The organism is Pectobacterium hainanensis (assembly GCF_046237015.1).
Taxonomy (GTDB): domain Bacteria; phylum Pseudomonadota; class Gammaproteobacteria; order Enterobacterales; family Enterobacteriaceae; genus JBJYIN01.
In genome coordinates this window covers 1-26,339 of sequence record NZ_JBJYIN010000009.1, presented here as the reverse complement: position 1 = coordinate 26,339, position 26,339 = coordinate 1, and the positions used below count along the sequence as shown (strand labels likewise).

Here is a 26,339-nt window from a genome sequence, read left to right as displayed (position 1 = left end):
TCGAGATCGGAACGATGATGAAACCGCATCTGATTGTGATTGGTAACGGGATGGCGAGTGCGAGATTTGTCGATACGCTGTGCCAGCTGGCTGCGACGCGCTACCGCATCACGGTGATTGGCGATGAGCCCCACGCCAGCTACAACCGCATTATGCTGTCGCCGGTATTGGGCGGTGAAAAGGCGTTTACAGATACCGTGCTGATGCCTGCAACTATCGACGACGATGCAGCGCTGCCGGTAAACACGCTACTGGGTGAGCGGGTAACCCATATCGATCGCCGGCAGCGTGAGGTGACAACGACGCAACGGCAACTGCATTACGATCATCTGGTGCTGGCGACCGGATCCACGCCGTTTATGCCACCGATGCCCGGTATCGATTTGGCGGGGGTGTGCGGTTTTCGCACGCTGGATGACGTTGAATTGATGCTGGCGACGATTCGTCGATCCGTTCCCACAGTGGTCATTGGCGGCGGTTTGCTCGGCATTGAAGCGGCGGCAGCGCTGAAACTGCGCGGTGCCGACGTCACCTTATTGCACCGCAACCCGATTCTGATGGAGCGTCAACTGGATGCGACGGCGAGCGAGCTGTTGTGCGACAGCCTGCGTGAGCGCGGCATTGTCTGTGAGACGAATGTACAGATTGTTGCACTGCATGGCGATGAACACGGTGTGACAGCGGTCGAACTGGCGGATGGCCGCACTCTCTCTGCTGGACTGGTGGTGGTGACGGCAGGCGTGATCCCTGCCAGCCAATTGGCACGCGAGTGTGGCTTGCCCTGTAACCGTGGCGTGCTGGTGGATGGGCAACTGCAAACTGCCGACCCGTACATCAGCGCGATTGGCGAGTGTTGTGAACTCAATGGCGAAACCTTCGGGCTGGTTGCTCCGTGTTTCGCCCATGCCACGCTGGTGGCACAACGCCTGGCCGGACTCACACCGAAAGACTATCAGCGTGAACAGGCGGCGACACGGCTGAAAGTCACAGGAATTGGCGTGGTCAGCGGCGGCGATATTAACGTGGCACCCGATGATGAGGTGTACACCCTGTTTGATCCACAGACGCAGCACTACCGTCGTCTGCTGGTTCGCGACGGTCGGCTGAGCGGTGTCCTGCTGTATGGCGACACCGATGACAGTCAGCGTCTGCTGGCCGCAATGGAGAACACGACTGAAGGCAAGATGCTTCCGCCTGCCTCGCTGCTTTTCGGCCTTTCTTCCCCTGATTCTGACCCACAGCCTGAAGCTGTAAGGATTCCTGTCATGAGCAAACCTATTTTGGTTGTCGTCGGCCACGGTATGGTCGGCCACTATTTTCTTGAACAACTGGTTGAGCGTGACCTGCATCAGCATTACCACATTGTCGTATTCGGTGAAGAACGGCATGAAGCCTATGACCGCGTTCACCTCTCCGAGTATTTTTCCGGCCGCAGCGCTGCTTCGTTGTCACTGGTAAAAGATGGCTTTTTTGCCGAGAGCGGCATTGAGCTGCGCAGCGCCAGCGAGATCGTGGCTATCGATCGTGAACGTCAGTGCGTCTGCGATGCACAGGGCCGAGAAACCGCCTACGACAAGCTGGTGCTGGCGACCGGCTCTTATGCGTTTGTTCCGCCGATTCCCGGCAACACGCGCCCCGGCTGTTTGGTGTATCGCACGCTGGACGATCTGGACGCGATTGCGGCACAGGCGAAAAAGGGCAAGTCTGGCGTGGTAATTGGCGGCGGTCTACTGGGGCTGGAGGCGGCAAACGCGCTGCGTCAGTTGGGGCTGGATACCCATGTGGTGGAGTTTGCGCCGCGCCTGATGGCGGTGCAGCTGGATGACGGCGGTGCCGCTATGCTGCGCCGCAAAATTGAAGCGCTGGGCGTACAGATTCATCTCAGCAAAGAAACGCGTGAGATCACCGACGGCGAGCAGGCGCTACATCGGCTCTGCTTTGCCGACGGCAGCGTGTTGGAAACCGATTTGGTGCTGTTTTCCGCCGGGATTCGTCCACGTGACAAACTGGCAGATAGCTGTGATTTAGAGAAAGGGCCGCGCGGCGGCATTGTCATTGACGACCATTGCCAGACCTCGGATGACGCGATTTTCGCCATAGGCGAATGTGCGCTGTGGAAAGGACAGATTTTCGGGCTGGTAGCACCGGGCTACCAGATGGCGCGCAGCGTGGCGGATACGCTGGCGCAGCGCGATACTGCATTTACTGGTGCAGACATGAGTACCAAATTGAAGCTGTTGGGCGTAGAAGTGGCTTCGATTGGTGATGCGCACGGCCGCACGGCGGGAAGCCAAAGCTACCAGTGGACGGATGGCCCAAATGAGATCTACAAGAAAATTGTCGTCTCTGCCGACGGCAAACATTTGCTGGGTGCGGTACTGATTGGTGACAGTAGCGATTACAGTACGCTGCTGCAAATGATGCTCAACGATATGCCGTTGCCCGCACAGCCGGAAGGGCTGATTTTGCCCGCGCGTTCCGGTGATGCGCCGAAAGGATTGGGCGTGGCGGCATTACCCGCTAGCGCACAGATTTGCTCCTGTCATAACGTCAGCAAAGGCGATATCTCGGCGACGGTGGCAGGTGGGTGCGGCGAACTGGGTGCGCTGAAAACCTGCACCAAAGCGGGGACGGGCTGCGGTGGCTGTGTGCCTTTGCTTAAGCAGGTAATGGAGTACGAACTGACGCAACTGGGCGTCGAAGTGAAGAAAGATATTTGTGAGCATTTCGCCTATTCGCGTCAGGAGCTGTATCACCTGATTCGCGTGCATGAAATCCGCTCGTTCGACAGCCTTCTTGAGCGTTACGGCCATGGTTTGGGCTGCGAAGTGTGTAAGCCGCTGGTGGGGTCGATGCTGGCGTCCTGCTGGAATGACTACCTGCTGCAACCGCAACATCTGCCGTTGCAGGATACCAACGATCGTTTCTTCGCCAATATCCAAAAAGATGGCACCTATTCTGTCGTGCCGCGTGTGCCGGCGGGAGAAATTACGCCGGAAGGCCTGATCGCTATCGGTCAGGTGGCGCAGCGCTATAAGCTGTACACCAAGATCACCGGCGGTCAGCGGGTGGATTTATTCGGTGCTCGCTTAGAGCAGCTTCCAGCGATCTGGCGTGAGCTGATCGACGCCGGATTTGAAACCGGTCATGCCTACGGCAAATCGCTGCGTACCGTGAAATCCTGCGTGGGATCGACCTGGTGCCGCTACGGCGTGCAGGATTCCACTGGGCTGGCGATTCAACTGGAGCACCGTTACAAGGGGCTGCGCTCGCCGCATAAAGTCAAAATGGCGGTTTCCGGCTGTACCCGTGAATGTGCAGAAGCGCAGAGCAAGGATATCGGTGTGATTGCCACTGATAAAGGCTGGAACCTTTACGTGTGCGGCAACGGCGGTATGAAACCGCGTCATGCGGATCTCTTCGCCAGCGATCTGGATACAGAAACCCTGCTGCGTACTATCGATCGGGTCTTGATGTTCTATATCCGCACTGGCGATCGTCTCCAGCGTACCAGCACCTGGATGGATAATCTGGAAGGCGGTATCGATTATCTGCGTCAGGTGATTCTCGAAGATAGCCTGAATATCGGCGAAGAATTAGATAAAGAGATGCAGCGCGTGGTGAATGCTTACCAGTGCGAATGGCAAACCACGCTGGAAAGCCCGGAACGTCTGGCACTGTTCCGTGGCTTCCTGAACAGCGATAGCCCGGATGAAGCGGTGGTGATGGTGCCTGAGCGCGGGCAGATCCGTCCGGCACAGGAGCATGAAAAAACGGCATCAACAGAGCCGGTTGCCCTGAAACCCGCCGCGCATGAAGCGGAGTGGGTACAAGTGGCGACGCTGGGGGATATTCCACTCCATACCGGTATGGCGGCGCGTCTCGGACAGCAGCAGATTGCGTTGTTCCATCTGCCGGGTAGCGAGCAGCAGGTCTACGCGTTAGAAAACCACGAACCGGGCAGCGGGGCGAATGTTCTGTCCCGTGGGTTGATCGGCGATGTGGCGGGCGAACCGGTGGTAATTTCTCCGCTGTACAAAAAACGCTTCAAGCTGCGGGATGGCGTGAGTCCGGATGACAGCGCACTATACGTGCGCGCCTGGCCGGTGCGCGTGGAAGCCGGTGAAATTTGGGTATGCCGTCAACCGCTGGCTGTACCTGAAAACATCGCGTTGGCTGACTCTGCGATGGCGAAAGCATCATGAACGCGCGAGTCTGTCGGACAACCTGCCCGTATTGTGGCGTCGGCTGTGGCGTGCTGGCAGAACACGATGGGCAAGGTGCGGTAAAGATCAGCGGGGATCCCGCACATCCGGCGAATTTGGGTCGTCTGTGCGTCAAAGGCTCCGCGCTGGGAGAAACGCTGGATTTGAAAGGTCGCCTGCTGTGGCCTCTAGTGGAAGGGCGTCGCGTGAGCTGGGAGCAGGCGCTCGATACGGTGGCCGAACGGCTGCTGGCGACCATGCAGCAACACGGCCCGCAGTCGGTGGCGTTTTATGGTTCAGGCCAGCTACTGACGGAAGATTACTACGTCGCTAACAAGCTGATGAAGGGCTTCATTGGCGTCGCCAATATGGATACCAATTCGCGCCTGTGCATGGCGTCTGCGGTGATTGGCTACAAACGCGGGCTGGGGGCTGATGCCGTTCCCTGTAGTTATGAAGATATCGAGCAGGCGGATGTGGTGGTTTTAGTGGGGTCCAATACCGCCTGGGCGCATCCGGTGGTGTATCAGCGACTGGTGCAGGCGAAACAGCAGCGGCCGCAGATGCAGGTGGTGGTGATTGATCCTCGACGTACCGCAACCTGCGATATCGCCGATCTGCATTTACCGCTGCAACCCGGCAGCGATGCGGGGTTGTTTAACGGCCTGCTGCATTGGATTGCTCAAGATTCGCGTACCAATATTGCCGAATCGGCCGAGCGTTTTTCCGGCGTGGAAGCGGCATTGCAGTCAGCACAGACATGGTCGGTGGCACAGGTGGCGGATTTCTGTCAGTTGGATGAAACCGATATCGCACGTTTCTACCACCTGTTTAGCACGAGCGAAAAGGTGGTGACGCTCTATTCACAGGGCATTAATCAGTCGTCCTCGGGCAGCGATAAATGTAATGCGATTATCAATGCCCATCTGCTGAGCGGCAAAATCGGCGTGCCGGGTTCTGGCCCTTTTTCGATAACCGGACAGCCCAACGCGATGGGCGGGCGGGAAGTTGGCGGGTTAGCCAATCAGCTCGCCAGCCACATGGGGTTTACGCCGCAGGATATCGAGCGTGTTGGTCGTTTCTGGCAGAGCGATAACGTCGCGACACAGCCTGGCCTGAATGCCGTAGACCTGTTCCGTGCGATTGAGTGTGGCGAGGTTAAAGCGGTATGGGTGATGGGTACCAACCCGGTGGTATCGATGCCGGATGCGGATCGGGTGAAACAAGCGCTGGAGCGCTGTCCGCTGGTGATCGTCTCCGAAGTGATGCGTCATACCGATACCGCAGAAACCGCCGATATCTTACTCCCCGCACTGGGCTGGGGGGAAAAAGACGGCACGGTGACTAATTCCGAACGCCGGTTGTCTCGTCAGCGTGCCTTTCTATCTGCGCCGGGGGAAGCCAAAGCCGACTGGTGGATTCTGAGCCAGGTGGCGCAGCGTATGGGGTTTGCCGCAGCATTTTCCTATCAGCATCCGGCGGACATCTTTCGTGAACATGCGGCGCTATCCGGTTTTGAGAATAACGGCAGCCGGGCGTTTGATATCAGCGGGCTGGCGACGCTCAGTAATCAAGAGTGGCAGCAGATGGAACCAATACAGTGGCCGGTGAATACGACATTCCCGAACGGACGCGCCCGACTGGGTGACGATGGCCGATTCTGGCATGCCGATGGCAAAGCGCATCTGGTGGCGGTAACGCCGTCGCTGCCGCAAAGCCCGTGGAGCGCGGCGTATCCGCTGGTGCTGAATACCGGGCGTATTCGCGATCAGTGGCACACCATGACGCGCACGGGCAAAGCGGCTCGGCTGATGCGTCATATCAGTGAACCTTACTGCGAACTGCACCCACAGGATGCACAGACGCATGATATTCAGGCCGGTGATTTAGTACGTCTGTCGTCGGTGCACGGCTGGATGCTGGCGCGAGCGCGGCTCGATGCCGGGCAGGCGCGCGGCAGCGTGTTTGTACCGATGCACTGGAATCAGCAGTTCAGCGCTCAGGCGCGGGCTGACAGTTTAGTCGCCCCCATAACCGATCCCCATTCTGGTCAGCCGGAAAGCAAACACAGTCGGGTGCGTGTCCAACCCTGGCATACCGCCTGGCAGGCCACGCTATTTTTTGCCAGCGAACCGGTTTCAGCGTCATTGCCCGAAGAGCATGACGTTCTGCCACCGCCTGCGACCTATTGGAGCAAGATCCCCCATGAGGGCGTGACGCAGTACCTGTTTGCCGACCGCATGCCGATAGACGACTGGCAGGCGTGGCTAGCGGAACACTACGGGCTGGAGGGTATGCAGTGTCAGGTTGCACAGGGTAACGGCATATTTCATCTGATTGGCTGGCGTGATGGCCGTGTCGTGGTTGCCTGCTATGTCAGCGCACAGGCGCTGCATATTGATTACGATGCGGTGCGTCAAGCATTTATCCATCCACCGCAGCTACCACACGAGCGCCACGCGCTGTTGGCGGGTCAGGCTCCACAGGGACAGAAGAAGCAAGGCGCAACGATTTGCAGTTGCTACAGCGTCGGCGAAGAAATCATTATCGACGCGATTCGTAAAGGGTGCCACAGCGTGGCAGCGTTAGGTGGCTCGCTGAAATGCGGCACCAACTGCGGCTCCTGTATCCCCGAACTGAAGACGTTATTGAGTCAGCATGTGCAGATAACGGCCAATGAATTGAAAAAAGCAGGTTGAGCGCCACGGCGTAATGAGGTGTGACATGATGACAACACAATCGATATTGGCGCAGGGGCAACGGCGTCAGCCGGTACTCGGCGGCGAAATCTGGCTGGTGGGCGCAGGACCGGGCGATGCGGAACTATTGACGCTGAAGGCGCTGCGAGCCATCCAGCAGGCCGATGTGGTGGTCTACGATCGACTGGTGTCGGCGGAGATTATGGATCTGGTACCAGAGCAGGCACTGTGTATCGACGTCGGTAAAACGCGCGGCTGCCATCGTTTGTCACAGGAAAAAATCAATCAGCTGTTGGTCGAATTAGCACAGGCCGGGCAACGGGTGATTCGTCTCAAGGGCGGCGATCCGTTTATTTTTGGTCGCGGTGGCGAAGAGATGGACTATGCCCAGCAGGCAGGGATTGTCTGCCATGTTGTTCCCGGAATTACCGCCGCGACAGGCTGTGCGGCGGCTGTGGGATTACCGCTGACACACCGCGCTTGTGCACAATCGGTACGTTTCGTGACGGGGCATTCGCGTGATGGCGAACCGCAGCTAGACTGGCCGACGCTGGCGGACAGCCAGCAAACGCTAGTGTTTTATATGGGGCTGAGCCACAGCAGTCGACTGTGCCAGCGTCTGATCGAACACGGCTTGTCAGCCCAGACGCCCGTTGCGATTATCGAACGCGGCACGCAGCCAGATCAGCGGCTATTGACCGCGACGTTATCGACCTTACCCGCCTTGCTGGCACGCTATCAGCCTCAGTCGCCTAGCCTATTGGTGGTCGGTGACGTCGTCCGCTTCTGTCGTCATCCAGCGCTGCATGTCGACACGGCTCCTGCGCGGTTGACGGTAGAAAAACATGAGGCCGCCTGACGACAACGGTGTCCTGCCTACAGTCAGTGCCTCGAAATAAACCGATTTTTCTTCGAGGCGCTTTCCACTTTCTATGCTTTTTTCTGCTTTATTACCGTGTTCCCGTTACTCTCTAAGAAACATATTCGTACCTGTGATAACCGTTCAGGAGGGCATTATGTTATTGAAAGAATTTTCGTTTTTTTAAAGTGCGGCATGCGAGACGATATACCTGACCGGCATAGGTCGTACCTATATTCAGATATTCTGATTAAATGGTGTGTCACACCTCGAAAAGAAGTCTTTCACTTACTTCCTCGATGTTTCCTGACGCGTTTATTATAAATAAATGACAACGTAAAAACGCAGGCATGCTTGCCAACCTCATACCAGCAACGATCTACACAGGAAAGTTAGCGATAAAAAGTGCCATATTAAATCGATTATCATACCCACCTGCGGGAGCTCACCATGCATAAACGTCGCCAATTAACCGAAACCGATGTCACACCTGAGTCTATTTTCCATGACCGTAGGCGCGTATTAAAAGCGCTGGGGATTACCGCCGCAACACTGTCATTACCCCTCTCGGCAAAAGCCGATCTGCTGGCCTGGTTCAAAGGCAGCGATCAACCCAAAGCACCATCGGGGAAACCGTTATCTTTTATGCAACCCGCCGATTGGCGGCTCGATCTACCGCTTACACCAGAAGATAAGGTTACCGGTTACAACAACTTTTTCGAATTTGGTCTGGATAAGGCCGACCCGGCAGCCAACGCGGGAGGATTGAAAACAGAAGACTGGAAAATTCAGATTGATGGTGAGATTGCCAACCCTATCACGATGGATATTGACGATCTGATTAAACGTTTCCCGCTGGAGGAAAGAATTTACCGTTTTCGCTGCGTCGAAGCCTGGTCAATGGTTATCCCCTGGGTTGGTTTTGAGCTGGCAAAACTGATCAAGTTTGCCAACCCCACCAGCCATGCACGCTATGTTGCGTTTCAAACCCTTTACGATCCCAAACAAATGCCGGGGCAGAAAGACAGCTTTCTCGGCGGAGGGTTGAGCTATCCCTATGTGGAAGGGTTAACCATGGATGAAGCCATGCACCCGCTTTCCCTCCTCACACTTGGCGTCTATGGCAAAACGCTCCCCCCGCAGAACGGTGCGCCAATCAGATTGATTACGCCATGGAAGTACGGTTTCAAAAACATCAAATCTATCGTGAAGATCAGTTTTACCCGCGAACGCCCACCCTCCACCTGGAACCTTGCCGCACCAGATGAATACGGTTTCTATGCCAATGTAAACCCGCATGTCGACCATCCTCGCTGGTCACAGGCGACAGAGCGAGTGATCGGGTCTGGCGGCCTACTCAACGTACAGCGCCAACCAACCCAGTTGTTTAATGGCTATGCTGAACACGTTGCATCGCTATATCGAGGCCTGAATCTTCGGAACAATTTCTAAGTCACCAGTGTCGTCATTACGCCACTTTATCGAAAGCGAACGAACGATCATAAAAGGAAGGTGGGATGCGACTGACACTAAGACAGGTAAAGTGGCTCAAGTTCATCATTCATTTAGCTGCGGCGTTGCCACTGCTGTGGTTAATTTTGGCCGTAGATCAATCATGGTTAAGCGCCGATCCAGCCAAGGATATCCAGCATTTTACCGGCAGAATGGCGCTTAAATTGCTGCTCGCCACTTTGCTGATCACCCCACTGGCTCAATATGCCAAACAACCGCTACTTATCCGCAGTCGGCGTATGATTGGCCTCTGGTGTTTTGCGTGGGCCACGTTGCATCTGGTGAGCTATTCATTATTAGAGCTTGGCCTCAACCACCTGTCTTTGCTGGGAAAAGAATTACTCTCGCGCCCTTATTTAACACTTGGCATCCTCAGTTGGTTAATATTGCTGGCGCTAACGCTGACGTCATCACAGGCGGTGATGCGCAAGTTGGGATCTCACTGGCAAAAATTGCATAACTTCGTCTACCTGGTCGCCATTCTTGCACCGATACACTATCTTTGGTCAGTCAAAACACTTTCACCACAACCTATTCTGTATGCGCTGATAGCGTTAATTTTGTTGCTATTCCGTTATAAAAAATTTCGTCAATATTGGCGTCGAAAAGCCTAATAACGCTGATATTTACTATTGAAGCGGTTCGCTTTTCGCCGAACATATCGTGCTACTGTGGAAGTATCTCCGCAGATAAGACCAGTATTTAGCTGCTAATTGCTACGTTATCGTTATAATGCACGACTTCCATTTTCGGCGTCGGACAATTTGCACACGAAAGGTGACAAACGAATCGCTTCGCGCTATTTTGTGCGACACCCTTTTGGCAATCTGGGTAAATCGCAGGAGATAGCAGCATAATGGCTGAAAAGTTTCACATTTTGCTTTTGAATGGTCCTAACCTCAATCTGCTTGGGACTCGCGAGCCGGAAAAATACGGCAGTACCACGCTGGCAGAGATTGTTAGTCATTTGGAAACGCAAGCTCAGACGCTGAATGTTAATTTTTCCCATTTGCAGTCCAATGCGGAATATGTCTTGATCGATCGCATTCATCAAGCCCGAGGAAACACGGATTTTATTTTGATTAATCCGGCTGCGTTTACTCACACCAGCGTTGCGTTGCGTGATGCTTTGCTGGCTGTCGCCATTCCGTTTATCGAGATTCATCTGTCCAATGTACATGCACGCGAATCTTTCCGTCACCACTCATATCTTTCAGATGTAGCGGTAGGCGTTATTTGCGGGCTTGGGGCGGATGGTTATAACTATGCTTTACAGACTGCGGTAAAACGCTTGTCAACTTCCAATTAAACAAGAAGAGTACGGAACCACATCCATGGATATTCGTAAAATCAAAAAACTGATCGAACTGGTTGAAGAGTCCGGCATCGCCGAACTGGAAATTTCTGAAGGTGAAGAATCAGTACGTATCAGTCGTGCTCCAGCAGCGCCGAATTACCCGATGATGCAACAGGCTTATGCGCCCATGATGCAACAACCGCAGCCTGCACTGGCGAATGCGGTTGCACCGGCACCCGCAGCAGACGCCGCGCCAGCTGCCCCAGCCGCTATCAGTGGTCACATCGTTCGTTCTCCAATGGTTGGCACGTTCTACCGCACCCCAAGCCCTGACGCAAAAGCGTTTATCGAAGTGGGCCAGCAAGTCAATGTTGGCGACACACTGTGCATCGTTGAAGCGATGAAAATGATGAACCAAATCGAAGCAGACAAAGCTGGTGTGGTCAAAGCGATCCTTCTCGACAACGGTCAACCCGTTGAATTTGACGAGCCACTGGTTGTCATCGAATAACGAGGCTTACCATGCTAGATAAAATCGTCATCGCAAACCGCGGAGAGATTGCGCTGCGTATTTTGCGTGCCTGTAAAGAACTGGGCATCAAAACCGTTGCCGTTCACTCCAGTGCGGATCGCGATCTGAAACACGTATTACTGGCAGATGAGACCGTATGTATCGGCCCTGCACCGTCCACCAAAAGTTATCTGAATATCCCGGCGATCATTTCCGCTGCGGAAATCACCGGGGCCGTCGCGATTCACCCTGGCTACGGTTTCCTGTCCGAAAACGCGGATTTTGCCGAGCAGGTTGAACGTTCTGGCTTTATCTTCATCGGCCCTCGTGCAGAAACTATTCGCCTGATGGGCGACAAAGTGTCTGCCATCACCGCGATGAAAAAAGCAGGTGTTCCAACCGTACCTGGCTCTGATGGCCCGTTAGACGGTGACATGGACGCTAACCGCGCTCATGCAAAACGCATTGGCTATCCGGTCATTATTAAAGCCTCTGGCGGCGGCGGCGGTCGTGGTATGCGCGTCGTCCGTAGTGATAAAGAACTGGAACAATCCATCAATATGACCAAAGCGGAAGCCAAAGCGGCTTTCAATAACGATATGGTCTATATGGAGAAATATCTGGAAAATCCACGTCACGTGGAAATTCAGGTATTGGCTGACGGTCAGGGCCATGCCGTTTATCTGGCTGAGCGTGACTGCTCCATGCAACGTCGCCACCAGAAAGTGGTGGAAGAAGCGCCAGCACCGGGCATCACAGACGAACTGCGCCGCAATATCGGCGATCGCTGCGCCAAAGCCTGTATCGATATCAACTATCGCGGTGCGGGTACGTTCGAGTTCCTGTACGAAAACGGTGAGTTCTACTTCATTGAAATGAACACCCGTATTCAGGTGGAACATCCGGTAACAGAAATGATTACCGGCGTGGACCTGATCAAAGAACAATTACGTATCGCTGCGGGTCAACCGCTGTCCATCAAACAGGAAGACGTCGTTGTGCGTGGTCATGCGGTAGAATGCCGTATCAACGCCGAAGATCCGAACTCTTTCCTGCCGAGTCCAGGTAAAATTACGCGTTTTCATGCACCAGGCGGTTTCGGTGTACGTTGGGAATCGCATATTTACGCCGGTTATACCGTACCACCGTACTATGACTCCATGATCGGCAAGCTGATTACCTATGGCGAAACTCGTGAGATTGCGATTTCTCGTATGAAGAATGCGTTGGCTGAGCTGATTATTGACGGCATCAAGACCAACGTTGAATTGCAGATGAGAATTATGGACGACGAGAATTTCCAGAAAGGCGGAGCAAATATCCACTATCTGGAAAAGAAACTCGGTTTGCAGTAAACCTTTCCATATTTGCTCAAAAAGCCAGCGCTTGCGCTGGCTTTTTATTATTCCGGCTTCAGAAACCGATTAATACTGATAAGCAAACCCTAACCAGTAATTACGCCCTTCTTCAAAATAACCTTCCTGATAGGCATACGCTTTATCAAACAGATTATTGACCGATGCATTCACGCTAACCCCCGCGCCAATGTCATAATCAAGCCGCACGCTCGTCGTGGAAAACCCGCGGGTTTTATCATTATTATCCGTGTTATTGAATCCCCAGCTACGTGCCTCTTGCATCACGGTCACACTGAGTGACTCGACCGGCTTAACGGTCGCCCAGGCAAACACCTTATGCTTGGGTAAATCGACGATGTTGCCAATTTCCCGGCGCTTAGCATCGCTGTGGATCAAACCATAATTCACCCCAACGGATAACCACTCATCAATAGCGCCGTGGATACCCAAATCTAAACCGTAATAATCCACACGACCGCTGTTACGGTTTTGGATCAGACTTGGCGTAATATTATGTGCCAGAATCGCATCCGATACCCGGTTATAATACACGCTGGTATCGTATCCCCAGTCTTTGGTAAAACCGCCGCGATAATTCAACTCAACGTTCTGCGCACGTTCAGGTTTCAAATCCGGATTGACCAGTGCCGTCTGATTTTTAGCCGGTTTTGATGTCGTATAACGTTCTTTCAGCGTAGGGAATCGGCTACGTTCTGACAGTGAAAATCGCAGTTCATCTTGATTATCAAAGCGGTACTTCGCCATCATTTGCCAATTGAATGCATGCGGATTATTTTGCTCATAGGTGGTTAGCGAACCATTTTTCTCATGCTTCATGCCCTGCTTGCTATCGCGCCAGTCGTAGCTCGTCCCAAACACCATGTCCAGTTTGTCAAAGACGTTCCATTGATATTCACTCGCCATTGACCAGGTACGATCCTTATAGCGGTCATAGGGTGCATCTTTTGCGCCTTTCTCACGATGCACATCATCTTTCCAATGCACGGCAAACGACAGTAAATCCACATCGCGCATATCGATGCCCAATTGCAGCCCTGCGCCGTTACTGAAATCCGCATAATGGCTATAGTTGCCGTTCTTAGCATTGAAATCCGCCAGCGTTTTGTACATCAGCAACGTATTTTCAAATTCATCATGATAGAGCCGACTTTTCAGTGTGACCCTATCGGTAAGTTGCGTCGTTCCTTGATAGTAGTAGCTTTCTTTGTTGTATTCAGGCCATTGCCAATAGCGTGCCGACTGACCGCTGTTGCCCGCATAAGGTGGTGTATTTTTTTCACCATCCTGATTGATGTAGGTGAAGACATACTCATCAGACTCTCGCGGCGTAAAGCCGATTTTTACCATACCGCGCTTATCATCATGACCAGAATTCGTCCGTTTGCCTTCACGGCCCGCTGTCGGACTATCGATACCATGAGGTAACCCGGTAAAACGCTGTTTTTGCCGACTGCCACTGACCTGGAAAAAACCTAAATCATTTTTTCCACCCAGAGACGTATCCATGTTGTAAGCGTTGTCACGGCCTCGTGACCAACCCTGGTTCATTCGAATACTCGCTTCCAACTCTTTCTTCGGTCTTAACGTCGTGAGGTTAATTGATCCTCCCATCTGATTTGGACCTTGCAGCAGTGAGGTATACCCTTTGGAAACTTCCACTGCGGCCAGATCGGATGATTGAAAACGACCGAGATCCAAATTACCGTCATAAGGTACATAAATGGGAACACCGTCAAGGAATACCGGAACCTGCCGGCTATCAAAACCACGGACTTTTACCTGCTGCTCACTACGTCCGCCAGACTTCTGCAACGTCACGCCCGGCACCATATTCAGCGTTTCCGCCACGTTATAACGATTCAATTTATTGATTTGCTCCTGATTCACGACATCGTGAGTCGCAGCAACCGGGCTACTCCAGACCGTCATGACATCCGAGCCCCGATTTTCCGCTACGACCGGTTCAGAAGCCGACGCGCCAGAAGCCAGAGGTAATACCCCAATAGACAGCATCCAACTTAGTTTTTTTATTTGCATCACAATTTCCCTTAAGTCACATCGTTATATTTTTATTTACATATCGATAGCAATAACGTCTCCTCGAACACCATCGTCCGAAAAAGATACGTTACGGTTTAGGCGTCAGAACGACGCGAATATCCGCCGATGGCGCATGATATGGAGCAGAAGTTACCAGTAGCGTGACGCCTGTTTCGGCATAGCGTTGAATAGACTGGAGATTGATACCGCCTGCTGCCGACACAGTGCACCCTGGAGCGCACTGCGTTGCATAAGCTAGCGTTGACGTAATTTGTTCCGGCGTAAATTTATCGAGTTGCAGAATATCCGGTTGCGCGGCTAATGCCATTCTCGCTTCATCGGGATTGTCCACTTCGACAATAATCGCTTTCTCTGGCGCGGCATCACGCAAGCGGGCAACATGCGCCACCCAGTCTTCAGGATTTGCTAAAAAACGACGATGATTGGTAAATAGCAGAATAGTTTCCGCACAGCCTAAACGATGCACAATTCCACCTGCCGCGACAACTGACAACGTTGAAAGCAGTTTTGTCCCAGGGATAGATTTTCGCGTACACGCGATCTGCCCCGATGGAACATAGCGGGTATATATTTTTCGCATCTGGTAAAGGTACTCACTCACACCACAGCACCATTCCAGAACATTTTGTGTGACTTTCCATCCCTGATGTAACGCGGCTGCATCTCCCTCAGCAGATAATATCGCCGCACCAGGTTGCACATATTCTCCGTCTTCAAGCCGATAGGTAATCTGCAAGCCCAGCTTTTTTAACAAGCATTCCGCTACGGGTAGCCCGCTGATACACCCTCCCTGGCGGTGGAAAAACGTGATATCTCCTGAGATTTTTTCAATGCCCAATGCCCGGGTCGTTAAATCGCCGTATTGAATATCTTCCAGCAAAAGCTGGTCAAGAAAAGCATCCGGAATGTAAATCATTGGGTACGCTCCGGCAAAGTGACAGTATCCCAGTACACAAATGCCCAATCCCGGGTCGGTGAAACAAGCGGTAAATCTCCATGTTGATGCCGATGGTAATACGCTTTCAGCCGCCGCATTTCATCCTCGCTTAATCCCCCCAACGACCAAGCGACACCTTCAGCAAAGCGTTCGAACGTTTCAATATTCCCCTGACAATTTGGTCCACGAATATAGTCCACTTTGGCGTGGATCCCCATTTGGTAGAGAATATTCACAGCATAGATGTAAGTCGGCAACGACGCGGAAGTTCTTCCGATAGCCGACAGGATACGAGAGTCAACAAAAGTCGGAGAGACGGTGTGTGTGGTATATACCCGCAAGCGAGCTTTCTGATTCAGCTTATAGAGCGCCTGCTCCAGATCCATAACCAGCGTGGAGCGCGATGCAACGGCAATATCACAATCGGGTAAACGGCTCCAGTCATCTTCCCAGGCACAATGGCTAAACGCCGCGTTAGTGACGCCCATAGCGTTGGCCCGACGCCGCGCCACATCCAGCATCCCTTCGCTATAATCGATGCCATAAACCTGTTCAAAACGAGAAGCCACATTCAGACACACCGAACCAGGCCCACAGCCGACATCCAGTAATGTCTGCGCACCAGAAAAGTTCATTTTGGCAATGAACTGTTCCAGATACGGATCGTGCGGCGCCGCACAGTTAATGGCCATTTTCTCGGCACGTTTATCCCAATGTTCTGGCGCTTTGGCCGTTCTCGCCGCACGTGCCAAATGTGACTGATACAACTCGGAAAAATCAATTTCATCAATAATCATACGGCCCTCTGGTATCCATTCAGTCATGCCCAACACCGCCAGGTGTCAGCACCGGAAATGTGCATGAATATCCGTTTCATCCACGCCATAAAGCGTGGCTAATCGTTCCGGTGACAGCATGTCATCCGGTTCTCCTTGTTCCGCCCCTGCGGCAGGATGCAGCAGCACGACGCTGTCAGCCACCGCCATGGCATGCTGGGGATGATGCGTTGACATCAACACCGCCATGCCCAACGATTTCAGCCGTTTAATATGCGCCAATAATTTGATTTGATTACCAAAATCAAGACTCGCCGCCGGTTCATCCATCACAAGGAGTATCGGCTGCTGAACCAGCGCCCGGGCAATCAGCACCAGTTGCCGCTCCCCTCCGCTCAGCGTGGCGTATAAACGTTGGCTAAGGGATAAAATGCCAAGCTGCGACAGGGCATTTTCCGCTCGTACCACTTCCTGCTTCCCCGGTACGGAAAACAGTGACAGTCGAGCGTGACTCCCCATTAGCACCATATCCAACACGCGGAATGAAAAAGGAGAATGATGGGCTTGAGGAACATACGCCACAATACGGGCCAACGCTTCGGCGGACCAATGCGCTAACGGTTTCCCCGCCACCCATATTTGCCCTGCAAGCGGTGGGATCAGCCCCAGTAATGTCCGCATTAACGTGGTTTTCCCGCTGCCATTCGCCCCCAATAAGCAGGTAATCTGGCCGGGTAAGAGTGATAGTGAGACCTGACGATTCACGACGTTTACGCCATATCCCACATCAACCGATCGAAGTGTGGCGACAGCGGCAGTCATACCTTCTCTCCGCGCAATAACAGCATCAGAAAGAACGGCGCACCAATAGCCGAGGTTAAGATCCCCAATGGCAACTCAATCGACGCTAAAGTTCGTGCTAACGTATCGGTTAACAGTAGCAGTAATGCTCCAGCCGCCGCAGATACGGGCAACAACCGATTGAAATTATCCCCCACAATTAAACGGCAAATATGCGGTACCACCAGCCCAACCCAACCGATAATACCGGCAATCGAAACCGCACTTGCGGTGATCAACGTTGCGGCCAGAATAAACAACAGCCGGGTACGGGGAATATTGAGTCCAAGTGTACGCGCTTCATCATCGGGCAAACTAAGCAGGTTCATGCGCCATCGCAGAAGCATCAAAGGCACTAAACCGATCAGTATCAATACGGCGGCCCCTTTCAGATCATGGGAAGTGATGGCAGAAAGCCCACCGAGCAGCCAGAAAGTGATTGAGGGTAATTGTGTATAAGGATCGGCAAGGATCTTGATCAATGAGATCGCCGCGCCACCCAGCGAACCCAGCGCTAATCCGACCAAAACCAATGAAAAAACAGGATCATGTCGCCTGGCCATTCTCGCAATCACACACACTAATGCGACCGTACCCAAACCGCCAGCGAATGCCAGTAACTGGATAAAAAGAATCGGCAACCCAAGGAAAATACCAACCGTGGCACCGACACCGGCACCGGAAGACACGCCAAGAATATCAGGAGAAACCAGTGGATTACGGAACATCCCCTGATAGGCCGCTCCTGCTACGGCCAGCCCGGAACCAATCAACAGTGAGGCGACAAGACGCGGCAAGCGGATATGCCAAAAAACCGTCGCCTTACGGGGATCCGGGGGTGAATCGTTCCACGGGGAAGACACTATTTGGATCACTTCGCGTAGCGAAAGAGCATAATGCCCCACCAACAAAGCCAGCAACATGCCGCTGGTAAGCAACACGCTAAACAGCAGAATCACGTGACGCGTACTCATGAATGCCCCAGCACTTGCTCAAGCTGTGCGTCATTCAGTTCGGAATGGTAAAACAGACTGAAATATTGGCGGACATCATCAGCAATAGACTGTCCACGCTGTACATCAAAATGGCTTTGTAAGCGGCACAACCCCAGTAATCGATTCACGCCCGGCGGCGCATCAAGCCAGCCAAATGGTATGCCGGACATCAGGATCACCCGCTGCTGCGTAACGGCCTGAACCTCACGCCACAATTCGGAATGGAGAATGTGCTGATAGCTCTGAATATCCTGAGTAATAATCACTTCAGGGTTCCAGCTTAAAATTTGCTCCATGGACACCTGTGTCAGCGTATTCAATTCCCCAGCAGTGGCAACATTTTCGAACCCCAGCAATTCCACCGCTTCCGTATGAATTGAACCACTTAACCCAGTTTCCAACCCCATCGCGCCACGAGCAAAATAGAAACGCTGCTTTTCAGAATGGCTATCACTTCGATAATCGGCCGCCCGTTGCAAAATACGCTCAGCAAGCAATGCCTGTCGTTCCGCGCGTTCTGATACACCAAGTAACTGCCCCACCTGCCGGAGTTGAGAAGGCGTGTCCTGAAGTCCGCCATCTACGAGTACATAAGGAATACCCGTTTGATCTGCCACACGTTTTGCTAATGAGCGGTAAGTTTCATCCACGTTACCGCAGTCAATGATGATATCGGGATTCAGTGAGAGCAACGTTTCCAATGGCAGTGTGCTACCACGCCCTGACAAACGCCCCAGACGCGGCAATTTACGTAATGTGTCGGAAAACAACGCCCCCGAATTGCCCGATAAATCAAAAGATGACAGCCCCAATAATTTTTCAGGAGCGAGAGCCAATAGCAATATATCCGCAGGCGGCCCGGCACTGATAACACGATGGATATCATGAGGCTCGGGAATCTGACCGAAGCGTCCGACAATCCGATTAACGACCTGCGCAAAAACAGACGGAAGAAAGGACAAGGTTGAAAAAACGGCCAAATACGACAGAAACTGCCGCCGATTGATTCCCATAATGTCACCAGAGCTGAATGATAATCGTTATATACATTTATATATTTCGACATAAATTATCCACGCTGCGCAATAACGGTCAACCACCAACATCACGTTTTTCAATGATAACGGTGCATTATTATAGAATGAAATGAATAGCGATTTCCTGACGAAATACTACCAAAGCATTATTCTTTCATGTGAGGAATGGTTTATAAAAACAAAATGTTAGCCAAATGAAAATAGAAAACCTGATAAATAATATAATTAAAAAATAGCTTTATTAACGCTCCAATATATTATTTTTGAAGGTCGAAATTGATACCATCACTAATTGATACCAGTACCCATTTGGTATTAATGAATGGCATCCTATGTCGAGACAAATTTTTTACATCTCATTTAAAAAAGGCTTTCGTTTTGAACAACAGAAGGGCTACCACGATCTACCACTCACTAGCATGAGTAATAACAGGCGCGCTGCTGAGACAGACTTTTGGCCCACAGGCGTAATTATTACTAGGCAATTGGCTCACATGCCGTAAAATTCCCGTTTTTGTCATCTCGACATGTTCGTTATACCAATACTCATGCTCCGATTTGCGATGGAGAGAAAAATGGATACACGTTTTATTCAGGCACATAAAGAAGCACGCTGGGCCTTCTTTCTGACGCTGGCTTACCTGCTCGCGTGGGCTTTGGCTGCATATCTGCCTGATAGCGCACAAGGCATTACCGGTCTTCCCCACTGGTTTGAAATGGCATGTCTACTGCTACCGCTTGCTTTTACCTTACTGTGTTGGTTGATGGTGAGTTTTATTTTCCGGGACATCTCTCTGGAGCATGACGATGCAAAATGAAGTACTTTTGCCACTACTAGGCTACCTCCTGCTGGTTTTTGGTCTCTCCGTCTATGCATATCGTCGTCGCCAGGCCGGAAACTTCCTTAACGAGTATTTTCTCGGTGGTCGCTCAATGGGCGGTTTCGTGTTGGCGATGACGTTGATCGGTACTTATGTCAGTGCGAGTTCATTTATTGGCGGACCAGGTGCCGCGTATAAATATGGACTCGGCTGGGTGCTGCTTTCGATGATTCAGTTACCAACCATGCTGCTGTCACTCGGCATTCTGGGGAAAAAGTTCGCCATTCTCGCCAGGCGCTACAACGCCATCACGCTGAATGACATGCTGTATGCCCGCTATGGTAGTCATCTGCTGGTGTGGTTTGCCAGTTTTAGCCTGCTGGTGGCCTTCATCGGCGCCATGGCGGTACAGTTCATTGGCGGCGCTCGTCTACTGGAAACAGCAGCCAATATACCTTATGACATTGGTCTGCTGATTTTTGGCGTCACCATTGCGCTATACACCGCGTTTGGCGGCTTCCGCGCCAGTGTATTGAACGACGCCATGCAAGGCATCGTTATGCTACTGGGAACGGTGATATTGCTTGTCGGTGTGATCCACGCGGCTGGAGGTTTGCACAGCGCCGTGGATAAGTTGCAGCAAATCAACCCCGAACTGGTCACACCTCAAGGTAGCGATCAAATCTTATCCATGCCGTTCATGGCATCCTTCTGGGTATTGGTTTGCTTCGGCGTGATCGGTCTGCCCAATACCGCCGTGCGTTGCATCTCTTACCGTGACAGCAAAGCACTCCATCGGGGGATTATCATCGGCACAATTGTCATCGGTATCCTGATGCTCGGCATGCATCTGGCCGGTGCTCTGGGCCGCGCCGTTATGCCAAATCTGACCATTCCCGATCAGGTATTACCCGCGCTGATGGTTACCGTGCTACCGCCTCTCGCCGCTGGCATCTTTCTCGCGGCGCCCATGGCCGCTATCATGTCCAATATCAATGCGCATCTGCTACAGGCTTCAGCCACCATAATCAAAGACCTTTATCTTAGTTTGCGGCCACAGCAGATACATAACGAGCGTCGGATTAAACGCCTTTCCAGCATGACGACACTGGTATTGGGATTATTGGTGCTGATTGCATCCTGGCGGCCGCCAGAAATGATTATCTGGCTCAATCTTCTGGCATTTGGTGGACTGGAGGCGGTGTTCCTGTGGCCGCTGGTTCTGGGACTCTATTGGGAAAAAGCGAATGCCGCAGGCGCACTGAGCGCCATGTTTAGCGGGGCGATTTGCTACACCTTGCTCGCCAGTTTCAGTATTCAACTGGCCGGTTTTCATCCCATTGTGCCATCGCTGTTGCTCAGCCTAATGGCGTTTATTATCGGTAATCGGTTTGGTCACCAAGCACCTCAACCGATTTCTGCTCCAACTTCATTTTAAATGTAATAGAGACTGCTATGCCGTGGATTCAACTGAAAATTAATACGTCTGGTCGCCATGCTGAACAACTGGGTGACGCGCTGGTAGAGAGCGGTGCGGTATCCGTTACGTTTCAGGACACACATGATACTCCGGTCTTCGAGCCGCTCCCCGGAGAAACACGTCTGTGGGGAGATACCGACACCATTGGTTTATATGATGCGGAAACCGATATGGCTGAGGTCATTGCCATCCTGGAACAGGAGCCTCTGCTGGGGATCGGTTTTAAACACAAAATCGAGCAACTGGAAGATAAAGACTGGGAACGTGAGTGGATGGATAACTTCCATCCGATGCAGTTTGGCAAACGCCTGTGGATTTGCCCAAGCTGGCGTGACATTCCTGACCCAGAGGCTGTTAATGTCATGCTCGATCCAGGTCTGGCCTTTGGCACTGGCACACACCCGACAACGGCGCTCTGCCTCCAATGGCTGGATAGCTTAGACCTTGCAGGGAAAACCCTTATCGATTTCGGTTGTGGCTCTGGCATTCTGGCGATCGCAGCCCTTAAGCTGGGTGCGGCACGGGCGATTGGCATTGATATAGACCCACAAGCCATTCAGGCGAGTCGCGATAATGCGCAACGCAATAACGTCTCGGACCGTCTTGAGCTCTACCTCCCCAAAGACCAGCCTGCAGAGCTATCGGCTGACGTTGTGGTAGCCAACATACTGGCGGGACCTCTGCGTGAACTGGCACCGCTCATTAGCGATCTGCCTAAGTCCGGTGGTTATCTCGGTCTGTCTGGCGTTCTGGCGACGCAGGCCGAAGGCGTGACAGAAGCCTATCAAGAGAAGTTTATCCTTGATCCGGTCGCTGAGCGGGAAGAATGGTGCCGCATTACAGGCCAACGTAAATAGCCCCACTCAAGAATCAACCCTAGAAGAACCGCCGTATGAAATGGCTACGGCGGTTTTTCCTTTCCTCATCAGTTGGCATACAGACTGGCTCATGCATCCCCTCCAACGTATTACTCTGACAAATGCGATAAGCTGGGGGGAATTTCAGCAGAAATTCAGATTACGCATAGATAAAATTCTGTTACCGAAAGAATATTTTTTTGCGCTAAAAATAAACATTAACGCTCAACCCATTGTAATATATATATAATATCCACATTCAAGTTCACAAACTGCATTTTCATTGATCGATAGCGGTAAATTGGTCAAAGTTTGTCCTTTCATCTGACGTAAAAAATGCGTAATATACGCGCCCTTGCAGACACAGTATGGTCACTCTTTGTCTATGCATATTGGACAATTTCAGCTTACCAATCGCCTGATAGCAGCCCCGATGGCTGGTATTAGCGATCGCCCATTCAGAGCACTCTGTCATGCGATGGGCGCTGGGATGACCGTATCTGAAATGCTCTCGTCCAATCCGGAAGTGTGGCGTTCAGACAAGTCGCGTTTGCGTATGGTACATAGCGATGAACCTGGAATCAGAGCCGTGCAAATTGCCGGTTGTGACCCAGATGAGATGGCCGCGGCAGCCAGAATCAATATGGATTTCGGCGCGCAGATCATCGACATCAATATGGGCTGTCCAGCAAAGAAGGTGAACCGCAAGATGGCAGGTTCTGCATTATTGCAGTATCCGGATTTGGTGAAACAAATCCTCTCTGCGGTAGTGAAATCGGTAGACGTACCGGTAACACTCAAGATCCGTACCGGCTGGGCACCAGAGCATCGTAACTGTGTAGAGATTGCCAAACTGGCTGAAGACTGTGGTATTCAAGCCTTAACCGTTCACGGGCGCACTCGTGCGTGCTTGTTCAATGGTTCAGCGGAATACGACAGCATTCGGGCAGTTAAGCAGGCCGTTTCCATTCCTGTTATTGCGAATGGCGACATTACAGACCCGCATAAAGCCAGAGCGGTTCTTGATTACACCGGGGCTGACGCCCTGATGATAGGACGGGCCGCTCAGGGAAGACCCTGGATCTTTCGGGAAATCCAGCATTATCTGGACACAGGGGAGTTGCTGGCACCAATGCCTTTGGCAGAGGTCAAGCGCTTGTTGATCGAGCATATACGGGAATTGCACGACTTTTATGGTCCAGGCAAGGGATTTCGTATTGCTCGTAAGCACGTATCCTGGTATCTCCAGGAACACGCTCCAAACGACCAGTTTAGGCGCACATTCAACGCCATTGAGGATGCCAGCGAGCAGCTGGAGGCGTTGAAGGCATATTTTGAAAATCTTGCGTAAACAGAAAAAGAGCTGACAGAACTATGTTCGAACAACGCGTGAATTCTGACGTACTGACCGTTTCCACCGTAAACTCTCAGGCTCAGGTAACCCAAAAACCCCTGCGCGACTCGGTTAAACAGGCACTGAAGAACTATTTTGCTCAATTGAACGGTCAGGATGTAAGTGACCTGTATGAGCTGGTATTGGCTGAAGTTGAACAGCCACTGTTGGACATGGTGATGCAATACACCCGCGGTAACCAAACCCGCGCCGCCCTGATGATGGGCATCAACCGCGGTACTCTGCGTAAGAAATTGAAAAAATACGGCATGAACTGATTTGCGTTCATATCAGATCGTTTTAAAAATCGCTTATTAGTCTTAATAAGCGATTTTTTTATGTCCGTTTTATACGGGCGGTTATAAACAGAATGCCATAACAAGAATTACAGAATTCATGGCTTAATCGTATTTGACAATCGCCAACCTTGTATTCGCACTCAGTTCTCTAAACTCAACAGACCCTATATTTTTCGGTAATGTGTTAATCAGCGACCAATCCGTGATTGACTGGATATGCGTCTTTCCTTGTTGATAACAACTTGCTGTCACCATATTTGAGATTGATGATGTTTCAATCTCACACACTGGTGCGACAATCGCTCCAACAAAATGAATGGTGCCAGAAGAAGAAAAAGCACAGGGAACAACACCCATAGTGCCAGCAACGATTAGGAATTTCTTAAGAAGACTTATCATAATTATATTCTCTATTTACCTGGTGTTTTTTTATAAACGGCAAATAGTGAAAAAACTTTATATCTTTTCCTTTTCAATTTCGCAACATTCATAAAGAAAAAATATACTTTAAAATCATATTGATAGTAATTTCTATTGATCCGTTCAGATACGGGTAACTTATTTTTAACAATATGTTTTATAAATGCTTTTATAAATTATTATCTGATTTAATCATAACTATTTTTTATGATGCATTTATCACTTCATACCGACTCAATCCATTGATTAAGCACACTTTTCACCATTAGTGTTTTATCACACTAACGCTATATTCATTTCCGTTCTAAACCATCAGTTATTGTGATTTATAACCACAATGCTTACACCGTAAATTATTTAGTACCGATAATGATATCGATACACATCACAATGCAGGTATTCATTCATGAAGAAAATCAGCTTTGCTTTACTGGCCAGTACCTTATTCGCCTCAATTGCGTTTGCTCAGGCACAAGACGATCTCAGTGTAATCAAATCTTCCGGGGTCATTAAAATTGGGACCGAAGGTACCTATGCACCTTATACTTATCACGATAAATCAGGCGAACTCGTTGGTTTCGATGTAGAAATCGGACGTGCCATCGCGGAAAAACTAGGAGTCAAAGCACAGTTTATTGAAGGTCGTTGGGATGGACTCATTGCTGGTCTAGATGCCAAACGCTATGACGCCGTGATTAACCAAGTTGGCGTGACCAAAGAGCGTCAGGCTAAATATGACTTCTCAAAGCCCTATATTGCATCAAAAGCAGTGTTAATCACACGGCGTGACAATACCTCCATCAAGGATTTCAGCGATCTAAAAGGCAAAAAATCAGCTCAAAGCTTAACCAGTAATTTTGCCCAACTAGCTACCAGTCACGGTGCAGAAATTGTGCCTACGGATGGTTTTAACCAATCACTGGATTTGGTACTCAGCGGACGGGCTGAAGCCACACTGAACGATAATCTATCGTTTCTGGATTTCAAAAAACACAAACCAGACGCTAATGTGAAGGTCACCGCCACTTCACAGGAAGGTGAACCTTCCGCAATACTGATCCGCAAAAATCAGGCATCACTGACTGAAGCGCTAAATAAAGCGCTCGACGACATTAAAGCGGATGGCACTTATAAAACAATATCGGTGCGATATTTTGGTCAGGATGTATCTCAATAATCACACTATTATCGGAGTTATTTTTTCATGCCACCTTGGCTACAACTTATGGCAGACTCCTTTTGGAGTCTGCTGTCTGCGGGACTAAAATTCACCGTCCCTCTCGCCATTCTTGCTTTTATCTTTGGGTTAACCGCTGGTGTGATCGTGGCATTAGTCCGTCTCTATGGCCCAAAACCGCTAAAATGGTTTGGTGATTTCTACGTTTGGGTCATCCGAGGAACACCACTTCTGGTACAACTCTTCCTCATATTTTATGGACTTCCCAGTGCGGGTATCACACTCGATGCATTCCCCGCTGCATTAATCGGTTTTACTATCAGCGTCGGTGCCTACAGCTCTGAAATTGTCCGAGGAGCCATCCTATCCGTCCCTAAGGGACAGTGGAGCGCGGCCTACTCGCTTGGTATGAACGGCACACAAACCATTCGCTGGGTTATCTTCCCACAATCTGTTTTTGTATCACTACCACCGCTGTCTAATACCTTTATTTCATTGATTAAAGATACATCATTAGCAGCCGTCATTACCGTTCCAGAAATGTTTTTGTCCGCACAACGAATTGTTTCTGTTACCTACGAGCCCCTGCTCCTCTACGTTGAAGCCGCACTCATCTACTTAATGTTCAGCACCGTGCTCAGTACCTTACAGGTAAAACTGGAAAGGTATTACCAACGCCATATTCCGCACTAACCGGACTAAAACCCCCAACGCAAAAAAGCCTCATGTTTTCACATGAGGCTTCTTCACTTATTTGATGCCTGGCAGTTCCCTACTCTCACAT

22 protein-coding genes are annotated in these 26,339 nt (G+C 51.2%); 15 read left to right on the top strand and 7 right to left on the bottom strand.

Annotated features, from left to right (window positions below; translation table 11 throughout):
* Positions 1-17: 17 nt before the first annotated feature.
* The 8 genes from nirB to accC all read left to right on the top strand — a co-directional run bounded on the left by nirB (position 18) and on the right by accC (position 12,438).
* A complete protein-coding gene (nirB, locus tag ACKPVM_RS10855) occupies positions 18-4,205 on the top strand; it encodes a nitrite reductase large subunit NirB (protein ID WP_409309203.1) in 4,188 nt (1,395 codons plus the stop codon).
* On the top strand, positions 4,202-6,904 hold the full coding sequence (locus ACKPVM_RS10850) for a molybdopterin-dependent oxidoreductase (protein WP_409309060.1): 2,703 nt from the start codon (positions 4,202-4,204) through the stop codon (positions 6,902-6,904). Before nirB ends, ACKPVM_RS10850 begins: the two co-directional genes overlap by 4 nt.
* A 25-nt stretch (positions 6,905-6,929) precedes the next feature.
* Positions 6,930-7,763 carry a uroporphyrinogen-III C-methyltransferase gene (cobA, locus tag ACKPVM_RS10845; RefSeq protein ID WP_409309059.1) on the top strand — a complete coding sequence of 278 codons (834 nt, stop codon included), beginning with the start codon at positions 6,930-6,932 and terminating at the stop codon, positions 7,761-7,763.
* A gap of 450 nt (positions 7,764-8,213) precedes the next feature.
* Positions 8,214-9,215: a protein-methionine-sulfoxide reductase catalytic subunit MsrP gene (gene msrP / locus ACKPVM_RS10840; RefSeq protein WP_409309058.1), complete on the top strand. Its 1,002-nt coding sequence runs from the start codon at positions 8,214-8,216 to the stop codon at positions 9,213-9,215.
* A gap of 65 nt (positions 9,216-9,280) precedes the next feature.
* Positions 9,281-9,889: a protein-methionine-sulfoxide reductase heme-binding subunit MsrQ gene (gene msrQ / locus ACKPVM_RS10835; protein WP_409309057.1), complete on the top strand. Its 609-nt coding sequence runs from the start codon at positions 9,281-9,283 to the stop codon at positions 9,887-9,889.
* 242 nt (positions 9,890-10,131) lie between these two features.
* Positions 10,132-10,584, top strand: a complete 453-nt coding sequence (aroQ, locus tag ACKPVM_RS10830; protein ID WP_409309056.1) for a type II 3-dehydroquinate dehydratase — start codon at positions 10,132-10,134, stop codon at positions 10,582-10,584.
* 25 nt (positions 10,585-10,609) lie between these two features.
* Positions 10,610-11,083 carry an acetyl-CoA carboxylase biotin carboxyl carrier protein gene (gene accB, locus ACKPVM_RS10825; RefSeq protein WP_409309055.1) on the top strand — a complete coding sequence of 158 codons (474 nt, stop codon included), beginning with the start codon at positions 10,610-10,612 and terminating at the stop codon, positions 11,081-11,083.
* An 11-nt stretch (positions 11,084-11,094) separates the two neighbouring features.
* A complete protein-coding gene (accC, locus tag ACKPVM_RS10820) occupies positions 11,095-12,438 on the top strand; it encodes an acetyl-CoA carboxylase biotin carboxylase subunit (protein ID WP_409309054.1) in 1,344 nt (447 codons plus the stop codon).
* A 69-nt stretch (positions 12,439-12,507) separates the two neighbouring features.
* Here the strand turns inward: accC and ACKPVM_RS10815 are convergent, their stop codons facing one another.
* The 6 genes from ACKPVM_RS10815 to ACKPVM_RS10790 all read right to left on the bottom strand — a co-directional run bounded on the left by ACKPVM_RS10815 (position 12,508) and on the right by ACKPVM_RS10790 (position 19,084).
* The gene (locus ACKPVM_RS10815; RefSeq protein WP_409309053.1) at positions 12,508-14,499 is read right to left on the bottom strand and encodes a TonB-dependent receptor plug domain-containing protein; all 1,992 of its coding nucleotides are present in this window, start codon (positions 14,497-14,499) and stop codon (positions 12,508-12,510) included.
* Positions 14,500-14,590: 91 nt separating this feature from the next.
* Positions 14,591-15,439 carry a ModD protein gene (modD, locus tag ACKPVM_RS10810; protein WP_409309052.1) on the bottom strand — a complete coding sequence of 283 codons (849 nt, stop codon included), beginning with the start codon at positions 15,437-15,439 and terminating at the stop codon, positions 14,591-14,593.
* Positions 15,436-16,257: a class I SAM-dependent methyltransferase gene (locus tag ACKPVM_RS10805; protein WP_409309202.1), complete on the bottom strand. Its 822-nt coding sequence runs from the start codon at positions 16,255-16,257 to the stop codon at positions 15,436-15,438. Before ACKPVM_RS10805 ends, modD begins: the two co-directional genes overlap by 4 nt.
* Positions 16,258-16,302: 45 nt before the next feature.
* Positions 16,303-17,058 (bottom strand): ABC transporter ATP-binding protein, encoded by a 756-nt coding sequence (locus tag ACKPVM_RS10800; protein WP_409309051.1) that lies wholly within the window; start codon positions 17,056-17,058, stop codon positions 16,303-16,305.
* Positions 17,055-18,050: a FecCD family ABC transporter permease gene (locus tag ACKPVM_RS10795; protein ID WP_409309050.1), complete on the bottom strand. Its 996-nt coding sequence runs from the start codon at positions 18,048-18,050 to the stop codon at positions 17,055-17,057. The genes ACKPVM_RS10800 and ACKPVM_RS10795 overlap by 4 nt, the downstream gene beginning before the upstream one ends.
* Positions 18,047-19,084, bottom strand: a complete 1,038-nt coding sequence (locus ACKPVM_RS10790) for an iron ABC transporter substrate-binding protein (RefSeq protein ID WP_409309049.1) — start codon at positions 19,082-19,084, stop codon at positions 18,047-18,049. The genes ACKPVM_RS10795 and ACKPVM_RS10790 overlap by 4 nt, the downstream gene beginning before the upstream one ends.
* A gap of 599 nt (positions 19,085-19,683) precedes the next feature.
* Between ACKPVM_RS10790 and ACKPVM_RS10785 the strand changes: the two genes are divergently transcribed.
* From ACKPVM_RS10785 to fis, 5 genes are all read left to right on the top strand, one after another.
* Entirely contained in the window at positions 19,684-19,926 is a 243-nt protein-coding gene (locus ACKPVM_RS10785; protein WP_409309048.1) for a YhdT family protein, read from the top strand.
* The gene (gene panF / locus ACKPVM_RS10780; RefSeq protein ID WP_409309047.1) at positions 19,916-21,367 is read left to right on the top strand and encodes a sodium/pantothenate symporter; all 1,452 of its coding nucleotides are present in this window, start codon (positions 19,916-19,918) and stop codon (positions 21,365-21,367) included. Before ACKPVM_RS10785 ends, panF begins: the two co-directional genes overlap by 11 nt.
* Positions 21,368-21,384: 17 nt before the next feature.
* Positions 21,385-22,266 (top strand): 50S ribosomal protein L11 methyltransferase, encoded by an 882-nt coding sequence (prmA, locus tag ACKPVM_RS10775; RefSeq protein WP_409309046.1) that lies wholly within the window; start codon positions 21,385-21,387, stop codon positions 22,264-22,266.
* Between the two features lie 385 nt (positions 22,267-22,651).
* Positions 22,652-23,617: a tRNA dihydrouridine synthase DusB gene (gene dusB, locus ACKPVM_RS10770; RefSeq protein WP_409309201.1), complete on the top strand. Its 966-nt coding sequence runs from the start codon at positions 22,652-22,654 to the stop codon at positions 23,615-23,617.
* 23 nt (positions 23,618-23,640) lie between these two features.
* Positions 23,641-23,937: a DNA-binding transcriptional regulator Fis gene (gene fis / locus ACKPVM_RS10765; RefSeq protein WP_005975342.1), complete on the top strand. Its 297-nt coding sequence runs from the start codon at positions 23,641-23,643 to the stop codon at positions 23,935-23,937.
* Between the two features lie 123 nt (positions 23,938-24,060).
* On the opposite strand, the gene ACKPVM_RS10760 is transcribed toward fis, so the two are convergent.
* Positions 24,061-24,357 carry a YmdA family protein gene (locus ACKPVM_RS10760; RefSeq protein WP_409309045.1) on the bottom strand — a complete coding sequence of 99 codons (297 nt, stop codon included), beginning with the start codon at positions 24,355-24,357 and terminating at the stop codon, positions 24,061-24,063.
* 427 nt (positions 24,358-24,784) lie between these two features.
* Here ACKPVM_RS10760 and ACKPVM_RS10755 point away from each other — a divergent pair, with 427 nt between their 5' ends.
* Together ACKPVM_RS10755 and ACKPVM_RS10750 are read left to right on the top strand one after the other, a co-directional pair.
* Complete coding sequence (locus ACKPVM_RS10755) at positions 24,785-25,555, top strand: amino acid ABC transporter substrate-binding protein (RefSeq protein WP_409309044.1); 771 nt, start codon at positions 24,785-24,787, stop codon at positions 25,553-25,555.
* Positions 25,556-25,582: 27 nt separating this feature from the next.
* Positions 25,583-26,248 carry an amino acid ABC transporter permease gene (locus ACKPVM_RS10750; protein WP_409309043.1) on the top strand — a complete coding sequence of 222 codons (666 nt, stop codon included), beginning with the start codon at positions 25,583-25,585 and terminating at the stop codon, positions 26,246-26,248.
* Positions 26,249-26,339: the final 91 nt, after the last annotated feature.

What these genes read in the sequence shown, in the direction of transcription:
- nirB (WP_409309203.1), top strand. Translation starts at nt 18, where the DNA reads ATGAAACCGCATCTGATTGTGATTGGTAACGGGATGGCGAGTGCGAGA.
- ACKPVM_RS10850 (WP_409309060.1), top strand. Translation starts at nt 4,202, where the DNA reads ATGAACGCGCGAGTCTGTCGGACAACCTGCCCGTATTGTGGCGTCGGC.
- cobA (WP_409309059.1), top strand. Translation starts at nt 6,930, where the DNA reads ATGATGACAACACAATCGATATTGGCGCAGGGGCAACGGCGTCAGCCG.
- msrP (WP_409309058.1), top strand. Translation starts at nt 8,214, where the DNA reads ATGCATAAACGTCGCCAATTAACCGAAACCGATGTCACACCTGAGTCT.
- msrQ (WP_409309057.1), top strand. Translation starts at nt 9,281, where the DNA reads ATGCGACTGACACTAAGACAGGTAAAGTGGCTCAAGTTCATCATTCAT.
- aroQ (WP_409309056.1), top strand. Translation starts at nt 10,132, where the DNA reads ATGGCTGAAAAGTTTCACATTTTGCTTTTGAATGGTCCTAACCTCAAT.
- accB (WP_409309055.1), top strand. Translation starts at nt 10,610, where the DNA reads ATGGATATTCGTAAAATCAAAAAACTGATCGAACTGGTTGAAGAGTCC.
- accC (WP_409309054.1), top strand. Translation starts at nt 11,095, where the DNA reads ATGCTAGATAAAATCGTCATCGCAAACCGCGGAGAGATTGCGCTGCGT.
- ACKPVM_RS10815 (WP_409309053.1), bottom strand. Translation starts at nt 14,499, where the DNA reads ATGCAAATAAAAAAACTAAGTTGGATGCTGTCTATTGGGGTATTACCT.
- modD (WP_409309052.1), bottom strand. Translation starts at nt 15,439, where the DNA reads ATGATTTACATTCCGGATGCTTTTCTTGACCAGCTTTTGCTGGAAGAT.
- ACKPVM_RS10805 (WP_409309202.1), bottom strand. Translation starts at nt 16,257, where the DNA reads ATGATTATTGATGAAATTGATTTTTCCGAGTTGTATCAGTCACATTTG.
- ACKPVM_RS10800 (WP_409309051.1), bottom strand. Translation starts at nt 17,058, where the DNA reads ATGACTGCCGCTGTCGCCACACTTCGATCGGTTGATGTGGGATATGGC.
- ACKPVM_RS10795 (WP_409309050.1), bottom strand. Translation starts at nt 18,050, where the DNA reads ATGAGTACGCGTCACGTGATTCTGCTGTTTAGCGTGTTGCTTACCAGC.
- ACKPVM_RS10790 (WP_409309049.1), bottom strand. Translation starts at nt 19,084, where the DNA reads ATGGGAATCAATCGGCGGCAGTTTCTGTCGTATTTGGCCGTTTTTTCA.
- ACKPVM_RS10785 (WP_409309048.1), top strand. Translation starts at nt 19,684, where the DNA reads ATGGATACACGTTTTATTCAGGCACATAAAGAAGCACGCTGGGCCTTC.
- panF (WP_409309047.1), top strand. Translation starts at nt 19,916, where the DNA reads ATGCAAAATGAAGTACTTTTGCCACTACTAGGCTACCTCCTGCTGGTT.
- prmA (WP_409309046.1), top strand. Translation starts at nt 21,385, where the DNA reads ATGCCGTGGATTCAACTGAAAATTAATACGTCTGGTCGCCATGCTGAA.
- dusB (WP_409309201.1), top strand. Translation starts at nt 22,652, where the DNA reads ATGCATATTGGACAATTTCAGCTTACCAATCGCCTGATAGCAGCCCCG.
- fis (WP_005975342.1), top strand. Translation starts at nt 23,641, where the DNA reads ATGTTCGAACAACGCGTGAATTCTGACGTACTGACCGTTTCCACCGTA.
- ACKPVM_RS10760 (WP_409309045.1), bottom strand. Translation starts at nt 24,357, where the DNA reads ATGATAAGTCTTCTTAAGAAATTCCTAATCGTTGCTGGCACTATGGGT.
- ACKPVM_RS10755 (WP_409309044.1), top strand. Translation starts at nt 24,785, where the DNA reads ATGAAGAAAATCAGCTTTGCTTTACTGGCCAGTACCTTATTCGCCTCA.
- ACKPVM_RS10750 (WP_409309043.1), top strand. Translation starts at nt 25,583, where the DNA reads ATGCCACCTTGGCTACAACTTATGGCAGACTCCTTTTGGAGTCTGCTG.